Consider the following 12,424-nt stretch of genomic DNA (forward strand, 5'->3'; position numbering starts at 1 on the left):
TAATGTTGAATTAATGGGAGTTTTTTGCTCCCCATTTTCTTTCAATAAAAATTCAATAAAAAAATTTAAAAATCAAGAAGGATTTTTTGGATTCGTACATGCTTTTAAACAAAGAAGGCATAAAAGACATTAACAAATGGCAGCAAGCAGGTATAAAGCTTCCGGACTTTGATGTAGAAAAAATAGCAGAACAAACCAAGAAATATCCTACATGGGTGCATTTTGGAGCAGGGAATATATTTTTAGAGGATTTATTGCACTCTTGAAGCAAGTTATTTTGACTGTTTGCTGATTCAAATGAACTAAATCCTTGCTTAGTTTTATACCAGGCTTTAAATTGGTGATGGAAAGATTCTATCAAATTATTAGAAATGTCATCTTTAAAGCTTTCAACTCTAATATGTTTAACATTGTCATCAAAGAGAGATTTAACAGGTACTTTATAGGCGCTGTAACGATCACTGACTATAGCAGAGGGAGTTCCTAAACCTTAACAGAATTAAGCAAAACAAAAGCTTGTTTAGAGTTTCTATAAGGTGATAGATGGAAGCCTAAGATGAAACGAGTTTCTGAATCTATAATAAACCAGATGTAATATTTTTCACCTGCGATTTTAAATACAGTTTCATCCACAATTAGGAGGTAATTTTATGGAATATTTAATAGGGGTAGATATAGGCACGACAGCTACTAAGGCTATAGCATTTAATAGGGAGGGTGTTATTATATCTAAAAAGAGTGTTGAGTATCCTATATACCATCCAAAACCTACATGGAGTGAGCAGGACCCTGAAGAGATATTTCATGCGGTTTTAATTTCTATAAAGGATGTAGTTGAAGAAAACAATGCAATGGGTAATAAACTTGAGGGTATAAGTTTTAGTGCAGCTATGCATAGTTTAATAGCTGTAGATCCTGAAGGGAAACCATTGACCAATTGTATAATCTGGGCTGATACAAGAAGTGAAGAATATGCAAAGAAAATGAAAGAAAGTAAGGTCGCACATTCCATATATCTAAAAACGGGAACTCCGATACACCCTATGTCACCACTTTGTAAACTTTTATGGATGAAGGAGAATAATAGTGAGATTTTTAATAAGGCGTATAAATTTATATCAATAAAGGAATATGTCTTTTACAAATTATTTTCAATATATATCGTTGATTATTCTATTGCATCTGCAACAGGGCTGTTTGATACTTATAAATTAAAATGGGATGATGAGGCACTGAATCTCATTGGCATTTCGCCTGATAGACTATCTATTCCTGTTTCTACAACACATACTGTTAGAGGGCTAAAAGATGGATATGCGAAGTTTTTAAATATACCTAAAAGTACACCATTTATAATTGGGGCTAGCGATGGATGTTTATCAAACCTAGGTACCAATGCTGTAAAACCTGGTGTAGCTGCTGTCACAATAGGTACCAGCGGTGCGATAAGGGTAATTTCAAACAAACCGGTGTCAGATCCAGGCGAGAGAATATTTTCTTATATACTTACTGAAAATCATTATGTAGTAGGCGGTCCAATCAATAACGGAGGTATAGTGCTAAGATGGTTTAGAGACAACTTTTATCCGTTAGAAGTTGAAAATGCAAAAAAAGAAAATATTGATTTCTACGATATTTTAACTCAAAAAGTAGATAGTATTCCTGTGGGAGCAAGCGGATTAATATTTCTCCCTTATTTACTAGGAGAGAGAGCACCCCATTGGGATGCCAATGCTCGAGGCGTTTTTTTTGGAGTAAATATAACCCATACGAGAGAACACTTTCTAAGGGCATTAATGGAGGGTGTAATATTTGGAATATATAGTGTAGGAAAAGTCTTAGAGCAGATTACTGGTAACATAGAAAAAATTTATGCTACTGGTGGGTTTGTAAGGTCATCACTATGGGTTAAGATCCTAGCGGATGTTTTTAATAAAAAGGTTTTGGTAGCAGAAAGCTATGAGAGTTCATGTCTTGGTGCAGTTGTTCTAGGGATGAAGTCTCTCGGTTTAATAAGCTCAATTGAAGATGTTGAAAAAATGGTTCCGATATCACAAACCATATATCCAGATAAAAATCACCATTATACTTATACAAGGTTATTTGAAATATATGAACGTCTATATGATCAACTAAAAAATGAGTTTATTAGAATAATAAATCTGCAATAATATAATAAGAACTGAGTTATAAACTTGTTTTAATGCACTTTATATTATTTTGGGAAGATACTTATGATAAAGGTGATTGCAATTGCATACAGATATTGGGATTATTGGACTTGGTATAGTTATTTTCAGTGAGTCCTTTTTCATCACAAATAACAGCTATATCTGGCTGTACTTTGTGCTTTTCTTGAGCATTTTGTAGTATAACATCTAAAGGGGCAACAAAATGTTTGCACTTTTTATCTCTAAAATATATTCCAAATTCTGTCGATAAGTTCGTTAAAATTCTTTGGTGTGCCACTGAAGGTGCGGATAACAAATATATTTCGCCGTTTATGAATTCGAGCATTTCATCAGTTTTAGAGTCTATTTCTTCGAATTCTTCATAAGTAATTCTTTTATTTTTAGGTATTATATTTTCCATTATATCATCCCCATTTACTACGTTCTAAATATATTTTAGCACATTTTTCAATATTAACAATTATTCATTACCTTTATAAAAATATCTAAAAAACTTTTTATAAACTAGAAGGAATTTTTAAATGTGTGTCGAATATAATAAAAAAGAGGTTAATTAAAATAATAAACAAACTCTTTTAAATGTTTTTCATTGCATGTGAATGTCATGTTTTAATAATCTCTTGTTTTAACAAAGTCATTGTATACTGTAGATTTCTTTTTTATTACAGACTTAATTAAAAAATATAATAAAGTCACTGGAGGATATATTATGGATTCCAGAGAGGTAGCATTACACATCGAGCGGCTTATAAAGTTTGCACTTAAAAAAGGCTTGATAGAGGAATTAGATGTGATTCCAAGCCGCAATGCACTTATGGATTTATTTAAAATAGAAAAACCTTATGAAGGTGAGGTTTCTGAGGAGGAATTAGAAAGCCCTTCTCCTATTTTAAACAAATTATTGGACTATGCGGTGGAGATAGGCCTTATTGAGGATACTGTTACCTATAGAGATTTAATGGATGCAAGAATTATGGGGCTTTTAATGCCAAGAGAATCAGAAGTTGTAAAAAAGTTTAATACCATTGCCTCTGAAAAGGGGATTGAAAAAGCCACAGAGTATTTTTACAAATTATCTCAAGCCTCCAATTACATCAGGATGGATAGAACTTCGCAAAATTTATATTGGCGTACTCCCACAGAATACGGTTCTTTAGAAATCACTATAAATCTTTCTAAGCCAGAAAAAGATCCAAAAGAAATTGAGGCGGCAAAGAAAATTCCTCAGTCAGGATATCCAAAGTGCCTTTTATGCATTGAAAATGTAGGTTTTGCGGGAAATTTAAATCATCCAGCAAGGCAAAACTTAAGAATAATCCCAGTAAAAGTTGCGGGAGAGCAATGGTATTTCCAGTATTCACCTTATGTATATTACAATGAGCACTGCATTTTGCTCCATGAATCCCATATTCCAATGAAAATATCAGAAAAAACTTTTGTGAGGCTTTTTGATTTTATTGAGCAATTCCCCCATTATTTTATGGGCTCCAATGGGGATTTGCCAATTGTGGGAGGCTCGATTTTATCCCATGAACATTTTCAAGGGGGAAGGCACGTTTTTCCAATGGAAGAGGCTCCTATAGAAGAATACTTTATATATCCTCAATATCGTAACATTAAAGCAGGAATAGTCAAATGGCCTATGTCTGCCATTCGCCTTTCAAGTAAAGACAGGGATAAACTAATAGAGCTTTCTTCACATATATTGAATACCTGGAAGGACTATAGTGATGAATCTTGTGACATATTGGCATATACTAAAAAGAATGGGGAACTTATCCATCACAATACGATTACACCTATTGCGAGGATTAATAAAGAGGGGGAATTTGAAATTGACCTTGTCCTTCGGAATAACAGGACAACAGATGAATACCCCTATGGAATTTTTCATCCTCATGAGGAACTTCACCATATAAAAAAAGAAAACATTGGACTTATAGAAGTTATGGGATTAGCAGTTTTGCCAGGAAGGCTGAAATTTGAGTTGGAGGAAATTATTAAGTTTTTAATAGGGGAAGAAAAATTTAATCCAGACTTGTATAGTGAAGGCAGTCCTTTATACAAACATATTCCATGGATTGAAGAATTGCTTCTAAAATATGGTACTAACTGCACTCAAGAAGAAGCCGAAAATTATATAAAACAGGAGGTTGGAAACAAATTTTTGAAGGTTCTTTTAGATGCAGGAGTTTTTAAAAGAGATGAAAAAGGGAAAAAAGCCTTTGAAAAATTTATAAAAACAGTAGGCTTTGAAAAAATAGATATGAAAGGAGACCTTAAATGAAAACGGCTGTAATTGAAGCACTTGAAAAATTCTACGGTAAAAATGATGCTGAAATAAGGCTTTTCTATTCTCCGGGACGAGTGAATCTTATTGGAGAGCATACAGATTACAATGGAGGCTATGTATTTCCTTGTGCCCTTGACTTTGGAACATATGCTGCGATTAGAAAAAGAAATGACAAAAAAGTCTTCATGGCTTCTTTAAATTTCGATTTAAAGGTGGAAGTAGACCTTGATGCACTCAATTTTGATAAAAGCCATGATTGGGCTAATTATCCTAAAGGGGTTTTAAAAGTGTTACAGGATGAGGGGTATGACTTTTCTGGATTTGAAATTGTGTTTGAAGGCAACATTCCAAATGGCGCTGGACTTTCCTCATCTGCTTCAATAGAGCTGGTTACTGCTGTTGCAGTAAATGAAGTTTTCAATTTAAATATTGACAGAATAAAATTGGTGAAATTGTGTCAAAAAGCAGAAAATACTTTTGTTGGGGTAAATTGTGGCATAATGGACCAATTTGCTGTTGGAATGGGTAAAAAAGACCATGCTATTTTATTAAAAAGCGATACATTAGAGTATTCATACGTGCCTTTGAAGTTAGAAGGTTATAAAATTTTGATAACAAATACAAATAAAAGGAGAGGGCTCTTGGATTCGAAATATAATGAAAGAAGAAGTGAATGTGAAAAGGCCCTTTCATATCTTCAAAAAGCTTTGCCTGTAAAAAATCTATCTGAAATTACAATTGAACAATTTGAAGAATACAAAGATTTGATACCTGACGAAGTGCTTAGAAAAAGGGCAAAACATGTTATAACTGAAAATAAAAGAGTTTTAGATGCAGTAAAAGCACTTAATGATAAAGACTTAATCAAATTTGGAGAATTAATGGTTGAATCTCACAATTCTTTGAGAGATGATTACGAAGTTACAGGGAAAGAACTGGACACTTTGGTAGAAGAAGCGTTAAAATTAAAGGGAGTAATAGGTTCCCGTATGACTGGAGCAGGCTTTGGTGGCTGCACTGTAAGCATTGTAAAAGAAGATGCAGTAGAGGAATTTATAAAAGTGGTGACTCACAATTACACTCAAAAAATAGGCTACAGGCCAACAGTCTATATAACGGGAATAGGTGAAGGAGCAGGAGAAATTAAATACTGAAGGAGGTAAAAATATGGCGGTTTTAGTATGCGGTGGTGCAGGTTATATTGGAAGCCACACAGTTGCAGCACTTTTAAGGAGAAATGAAGAAGTTGTCGTTGTAGATAACCTCGTCACAGGGCATAAGGAATCTGTTTTGGGAGGAAAACTGTATATAGGTGATTTAAGGGATGAAGCCTTTTTAGACAAGGTATTTATAGAAAATGAAATTGAAGCGGTAATTGATTTTGCAGCTTTTTCACTTGTGGGAGAAAGTGTAGAGGAGCCATTTAAATATTATGAAAACAACGTATGCGGGACATTGAGCCTTTTAAAAGCGATGAAGAAACACAATGTCAACAAAATCGTGTTTTCTTCAACAGCTGCAACATATGGAGAACCAGAGAGAATTCCAATAGAAGAGGAAGATAGAACTAATCCCACAAGCCCTTATGGTGAGACAAAGCTTGCCGTTGAAAAGATGCTAAAATGGGCAGACAGTGCTTATGGAATCAAATACGTCGCTTTGCGATATTTTAACGTTGCAGGGGCTATTGAAACAGGCGAGATTGGAGAGGACCATTCGCCTGAGACGCACCTTATACCGATTATACTTCAGGTTGCACTTGGGAAAAGAGAAAAGATAATGATTTATGGTGATGATTATCCTACTAAAGATGGGACATGTATAAGAGATTATATTCACGTGATGGACTTAGCTGATGCACATATACTTGCGTTGGATAAATTGAGAAAAGACAATAATAGCGCAATTTATAACCTGGGAAATGGAGAAGGTTTTAGTGTAAAGGAAGTGATAGAAGTTGCAAGAAAAGTGACAGGGCATCCTATTCCAGCAGAAGTTGCTGGGCGCCGTCCGGGAGACCCTGCAGTACTTGTGGCATCTTCCAAAAAGGCAATAGAAGAGTTAGGTTGGGTGCCAAAACATCCATCTTTAGAAGAAATAATTGAAAGTGCTTGGATGTGGCACAAAAATCATCCAAATGGCTTTAAGAGAGGGTAAAGGAAGGGGTATAAATGGAAAACTTAATACCAGTCAGCTACAAATTGTTAAAAGGAATGAACGAATCAGTTATATTAAATATCATAAGAAAAATGGGACCTATTTCAAGAGCGGATATTGCCAAAGAGACAAATTTAACGCCGCCGACTGTGACTAACATTGTAAACAAACTCATTGCTGAAAATATTGTGATGGAGTACAAAGTTGGCGAATCAAATGGTGGAAGGCCTCCTGTACTTATCAAATTAAATCCTGACTTTATGAGTATTATTGTCATTCATATAAGCACTTACAACTTACATCAATATACTCTTGACGCAGAACTTAAAACAAAAAAGAAAGAGAAGAATTCTATTAGAGGTTTAAAGCAAGAAGAAGTTTTAGAATTGTTGACATCTGTTCTTGATAAAGCAATAAAAGTATCTCCACAAAATGTATCGGGGATAGGAATTGTGGTTAGAGGACCTGTAAAAATGAAAGAAGGTATATCTGTATTTGCTCCCAATATAGGGTGGAGAAATGTGCCTTTAAAATCAATTGTAGAAGAAAAATTTGGTGTACCTACCTATGTTATAAATGACGTGCGAGCTATGGCTTTAGGAGAATTTCACATGGGCAAAGCAAAAGACGTTGAAAATATGATATTTTTAAAGGTTGGCTATGGAATAGGTTCAGCAATACTTATAAATGGCAGGATATATACTGGAGCCAGTGACGGTGCGGGTGAAATAGGGCATACAACTATTGATGTAGCAGGGCCACAATGTAGTTGCGGCAATTACGGTTGTTTTGAAGCATTGGCTTCAGAGAAAGCCTTAGTGAATTTAGTTGTTAAATCTATTAAAGAGGGTATGGATTCTATTGTGTATCAAATGGCAGAAGGGATGTTAGACAGTGTTACTCCTGAGATGATATACGAGGCAGCAAAACTAAACGATAAATTAGCAGTCAATGCTTTAAAAACTATAGGAAGATATTTAGGAATAGGTATAGCCAATACAATAAATACATTTAACCCAGAGCTCATTTTGATAGGGGGAGGGATTGTGCAGGCACGTGAGCTTATTGAAGATATCATCATAGAAACTGCTAAAAAACGCACTTTTGAGAATTCATTTTCTTCCTGCAGAATAGCTTTTGCTGAATTAGGTGATGATGCTACACTCATCGGTGCTGCCAATATGGTCATGGATGAAGTATTGTAACCCATCTCTGTTATTCTGAGCGCAGCGAAGAATCTTACCTACTGAGGTAGTGAAAAAAATAAAAAATTATGCAGAAAGGAATGAAAATAGTATGGCAATAAAAATTGACAAAATAAACTTTTTAGGATGGGAAAATAGTATAAAACTGTCTAATGGCATTATTGATGTTGTGGCTACAACTGATATAGGCCCAAGAATTGTGAGGTTTGGATTTGAAAATGATGTAAACGAATTTAATTTGGACCCTAAAACTATTGGCTTAAAAGGAGGTGACGAATACAGATATTATGGCGGCCATAGACTGTGGCATAGCCCCGAAGATAGAAAGAGGACATATATACCAGACAATGATGAAGTTGATTGGCATGAAATAGAAAACGGTGTGAGACTTATTCAAAAGCCAGAAAAATGGGTTAATACACAAAAGCAAATCGATATAATATTAAATCCTGATGAGAGTAGAGTAAGGCTTGTACACAGGATAACCAATCTTGGAGCGTGGCCTATTGAGCTTTCAGCGTGGACAATTACAGTATTAAACACAGAAGGCATCGAAATAATTCCTCAACCAAATAAAGACACAGATTTACTTCCAAATAGGCAAATTGTACTCTGGCCTTATTCTAAAATGAATGATAAAAGGGTGTATTGGGGAGAAAAATATATTGCACTGAAACAAGATCCTAATAACAAAGCTCCCTTTAAGTTAGGAATTAACAATCAAGAAGGCTGGGCAGCTTACGCAAGAGGAGGACATCTTTTTGTAAAAAGGTATTATCCACAGCACGACGCAACATATCCTGACTTTGGAGTATCTTTTGAAACCTATACAAATGATTGGATGCTTGAAATAGAAACATTAAGTCCATTTACAAAATTACAACCCGGTGAAACTGTTGAGCATGTTGAAGAATGGGAGCTTTACAATAATGTAAATGTAAAAGATATAGATGAAGGTGCATTTGATAAGGTTGTAGAAAAATATTGCAGGAAGTAAATTTTTGGTTACAAAAAGTTTATAAAAATTTTTAATAAATTACGCTTTCGAAGAAGGAATTTTCGAATTCATGTCGAATATATAATATAGGAATTAGTTAAAATAAAAAATAAAGTTAGAGAAAATGATAAGTTTTGAATTACAATAAAAATGTTTACATCAAGAATTTATGACATTAGAGAATATTAATAGTTAAATGTAAATAAAATATTTTAATAAAATATCAATAATTAGGAATTAAGAAGAAAGTTAAAAAGGAGGTGGGGAATATACATTAATTATAATATTTAATAAAGATTTAGCATAAGAAGCGATGACGTTACCTAAAATTGGCGTATTGTTAGAGATTTGGGCATTAAAACAAATTTTAATTTTGATTTTAACATTAAAAGTTTAATTGAGTTAATCACAAAATATTGAGATAGGGGGAAATTGAATTATGTTAAAGAAAAGGTTTTTAAGTATGACAATAATAATTTTAATGATTTTATTGTTATATTTAACAGGTTGTGGAAATAGTTCTACTACTACAGAAAAAGCTAATGCAGAAAAGACGAATGGTTCTATTACTTTAACATTAGCCGTTAATTTCCCAGAAACAGACGTCACGACCCAAAATTTAAAAACAATAGCTAAAAATTTTGAGCAAGAGAATCCTAATATTCGCGTAAATGTTACATCACTTCCGGACTATGAAGCAACTATGAAAACTAAGATGGCAGCTAATGACCTTCCTGATATGTGGACAACACATGGTTGGTCTGTAATGAGATATAGTGGATATTTGCTACCTCTTCAAGATCAACCTTGGGCATCAAAAATTAATCCGCTTATCAAACCTATTATCACAGATAAAGAAGGTAAAATCTATGTATTACCAATGGACGTAGATGTTGCTGGTATAGCATTTAATAAAGATGTACTTGATAAAGCGGGTGTAGATCCTGATTCAATAAAAACTTGGGATGATTTTAAAGTGGCTTGCGATAAAATTAAAGCTATTGGTAAAATACCAGTTTATTTAGGTGGCTCAAAAGACGATTGGACTATAGGTAATTTCTTTGATTGGGTTGCTCCTTCTTTTCTAGTTACAGATGATAATCATAATTTTAGAAAAGAACTGAAAGATGGAACATTTGATTGGAATAATTATAGACCGGTAGCTCAATTGTTTGTGGATTTTATAAAAGCTGGATATTTTAATAAAAATGCAAATGAAGGTACATGGCAAGAAGTAGGAGAAGCCTTAGCAAAAGGTGAAGCAGGTTTTGCTTTTTTTGGTAATTATGTTATAGGCGAAGCGATGAAATATAATCCTAATGGAAATTATGGATTTATGCCTTTACCAGCAGCTTATAAAGATGGTGAACGTACAGTTATTGTTGGTGAGCGTACAGCTATAGGTGTTTGGAAAGATTCAAAATATAAAAATGAGGCTCTTAAATTTTTAGAATATTTGGCTAAACCAGAAAATATTAACTTAGTAGCCAAAGGTAATATGACGCCGACTGGATTAGTTGGTGATGGATATAAGTTGGATGCTGGAAAATTAAGTCCATATTTCGAAAATGCGGCTAAGTATAAAGGTTTTGGATATTTTGATAGAGAGTATTTACCCAATGGTATGTGGGATTCTTTATGCAAGACTGGAACTGGTATGCTTGCTGGTACTATGTCTATTGATCAAGTAATTGCTCAATTAAAAGCTGATTATCAACGACTTTATCAGCAACAAAAATAAAAAAATAAGAAAGGAGAGAAAAAATCAATTATTACTACTCTACAAAGCATATATTTCTAATATATGCTTTGTAGAGATAAATGTTTTTATTTGTTAAAATGCTGGATAAGGAGGAATTACCAACTTGGAAAGGGAACTTAAACGTTCAAATATTATGTATATTCCTGCTATTATTTTCCTTGTAGTATTTATTGTTTATCCTTTTTTAACCGGATTTAGGATTTCTTTTACGGACTGGGATGGTTATTCACAAACGTATCGCTATATAGGTATAGAAAATTTTAAACTATTGTCTAGAGATCAAAATGTGCGAATAGCCTTTGTTAATACTTTGATTTATGGCTTTGGTAGTACTTTTTTTCAACAGATTTTGGGACTTGCATATGCTTTACTTTTGAATAAACCATTTAGAGGACGGACTTTAGCAAGAACTGCTGTTTATTTGCAAGTTTTAATTTCACCAATTATAATGGGTTATATGTGGTACTTTATATTAAAATATGATCACGGAGCACTAAATGATTTATTGGGTTTATTTGGCATAAAACCTGTATTATGGTTATCTGATCCTACAATTGCAGTATGGGTAATAGTAGTATTGAATACTATCCAGTATGTAGGAGTTTCGATGGTAATATATCTTGCTGGTTTACAAGGAATACCTTCTATGTATTACGAAGCAGCAGCTATTGATGGAGTAACTCTATGGCAAGAATTTAGACATATAACTTTACCTTTACTATATCCATCAATAGTTAGCAGTGTTATTATAAATGTAATAGGAGGCTTAAAATTATTTGACATTATAAGAGCATTAACTGGTGGTGGACCAGGATACACAACCCATTCACTGTCAACATTAATTTATACAACGTACTTCCAATCGCAATCAGCGGGATATGCTGCGGCTATAGGAGTATTACTTTTTGTTTCGATATTGGTCTCTACAATTATATTGCAAATCTTTTTTAAGAAAAAAGGTGGTGATTATATATTATGAAAAATAATACATGGTATAAAACTATATTGGCGATACTAATTACTATAATACATCTTATTCCCATTTATATTGCTTTAACAGTTTCTTTCAAAAATATAACAGATTTTTCATCTTATTGGACTTTACCCAAGCAATTATTTTTAGAAAATTATAAGGTTGCATGGCAAAATGGTGGCATGCCCATTGCTTTTAAAAACACAATAATAATAACGGGGGTATCTTCCATATTGATTATATTAATATCCGCTATGGCTGCTTATCCACTTGCTCGCAATAATAGCAAATTCAATAATACCATCCTTACAATGATTTTATCTGTAATGATGATTCCACCACTTAGTTTATTAGTTCCATTGTATGTATTAATGAGAAAAGTGGGAGCAATAAGTACCTATTGGGGGATAGTATCAGTACATCTTGCTTTTCAATTACCATTAGCTATTTTTTTGTATACAAATTTTATACGTGCGTTACCAAGGGAATTAGATGAAGCTGCTTTGATAGATGGATGTAGTATATTTACTATATTTTATAGAATAATTTTACCACTTTTAAAACCCGTTACTGTGACTGTTTTGATAATGACTGGATTGAATATATGGAACGATTATCAACTCTCATTATTTTTCTTACAAAAACCTGAAATAAAAGTAATTACACTTACAATAGCAACATTTTTTGGAATATCAGGTGCAAATCCTAATGTTGCGGCAGCTGCTGCGATTATGGCTGTTTTACCAGTTATAATAGTATATTTATTTTTACAAAAATACTTTATTCAAGGTATGGTTGAGAGTGCAATAAAATAAAGATATTTTTTTAAGGAGTTATGAGATGCT

Annotated in this window: 11 protein-coding genes and 1 pseudogene; 10 read left to right on the forward strand and 2 right to left on the reverse strand. The window is 33.4% G+C overall.

Annotated features, from left to right (window positions below):
- Positions 1-86: 86 nt before the first annotated feature.
- Entirely contained in the window at positions 87-266 is a 180-nt protein-coding gene (locus TETH514_RS12540) for a hypothetical protein (RefSeq protein WP_012268654.1), read from the forward strand.
- 14 nt (positions 267-280) lie between these two features.
- Here the strand turns inward: TETH514_RS12540 and TETH514_RS12545 are convergent.
- Positions 281-633 (reverse strand): annotated as a pseudogene (locus TETH514_RS12545) (DDE-type integrase/transposase/recombinase); the annotation flags it as partial.
- Positions 634-650: 17 nt separating this feature from the next.
- Here TETH514_RS12545 and TETH514_RS05520 point away from each other — a divergent pair.
- A complete protein-coding gene (locus tag TETH514_RS05520) occupies positions 651-2,171 on the forward strand; it encodes a gluconokinase (RefSeq protein ID WP_009052745.1) in 1,521 nt (506 codons plus the stop codon).
- 61 nt (positions 2,172-2,232) lie between these two features.
- Here TETH514_RS05520 and TETH514_RS05525 read toward each other — a convergent pair whose 3' ends face one another.
- A complete protein-coding gene (locus tag TETH514_RS05525) occupies positions 2,233-2,592 on the reverse strand; it encodes a Uma2 family endonuclease (protein ID WP_009052744.1) in 360 nt (119 codons plus the stop codon).
- 309 nt (positions 2,593-2,901) lie between these two features.
- Between TETH514_RS05525 and TETH514_RS05530 the strand changes: the two genes are divergently transcribed.
- From TETH514_RS05530 to TETH514_RS05565, 8 genes are all read left to right on the forward strand, one after another.
- Positions 2,902-4,479 (forward strand): UDP-glucose--hexose-1-phosphate uridylyltransferase, encoded by a 1,578-nt coding sequence (locus TETH514_RS05530; RefSeq protein ID WP_009052743.1) that lies wholly within the window; start codon positions 2,902-2,904, stop codon positions 4,477-4,479.
- Entirely contained in the window at positions 4,476-5,639 is a 1,164-nt protein-coding gene (locus TETH514_RS05535) for a galactokinase (RefSeq protein WP_009052742.1), read from the forward strand. Before TETH514_RS05530 ends, TETH514_RS05535 begins: the two co-directional genes overlap by 4 nt.
- A gap of 13 nt (positions 5,640-5,652) precedes the next feature.
- The gene (gene galE / locus TETH514_RS05540) at positions 5,653-6,642 is read left to right on the forward strand and encodes a UDP-glucose 4-epimerase GalE (protein WP_009052741.1); all 990 of its coding nucleotides are present in this window, start codon (positions 5,653-5,655) and stop codon (positions 6,640-6,642) included.
- 14 nt (positions 6,643-6,656) lie between these two features.
- Complete coding sequence (locus TETH514_RS05545) at positions 6,657-7,847, forward strand: ROK family transcriptional regulator (RefSeq protein WP_009052740.1); 1,191 nt, start codon at positions 6,657-6,659, stop codon at positions 7,845-7,847.
- 91 nt (positions 7,848-7,938) lie between these two features.
- The gene (locus tag TETH514_RS05550; RefSeq protein WP_009052739.1) at positions 7,939-8,844 is read left to right on the forward strand and encodes a hypothetical protein; all 906 of its coding nucleotides are present in this window, start codon (positions 7,939-7,941) and stop codon (positions 8,842-8,844) included.
- Positions 8,845-9,283: 439 nt separating this feature from the next.
- The gene (locus TETH514_RS05555) at positions 9,284-10,585 is read left to right on the forward strand and encodes an ABC transporter substrate-binding protein (protein WP_009052738.1); all 1,302 of its coding nucleotides are present in this window, start codon (positions 9,284-9,286) and stop codon (positions 10,583-10,585) included.
- Between the two features lie 124 nt (positions 10,586-10,709).
- Positions 10,710-11,585 carry a carbohydrate ABC transporter permease gene (locus TETH514_RS05560; protein ID WP_009052737.1) on the forward strand — a complete coding sequence of 292 codons (876 nt, stop codon included), beginning with the start codon at positions 10,710-10,712 and terminating at the stop codon, positions 11,583-11,585.
- Positions 11,582-12,394, forward strand: coding sequence for a carbohydrate ABC transporter permease (locus tag TETH514_RS05565; RefSeq protein WP_009052736.1), 813 nt, complete (start codon positions 11,582-11,584; stop codon positions 12,392-12,394). Before TETH514_RS05560 ends, TETH514_RS05565 begins: the two co-directional genes overlap by 4 nt.
- Positions 12,395-12,424: the final 30 nt, after the last annotated feature.

It is taken from the genome of Thermoanaerobacter sp. X514, assembly GCF_000019065.1.
GTDB lineage: Bacteria > Bacillota > Thermoanaerobacteria > Thermoanaerobacterales > Thermoanaerobacteraceae > Thermoanaerobacter > Thermoanaerobacter pseudethanolicus.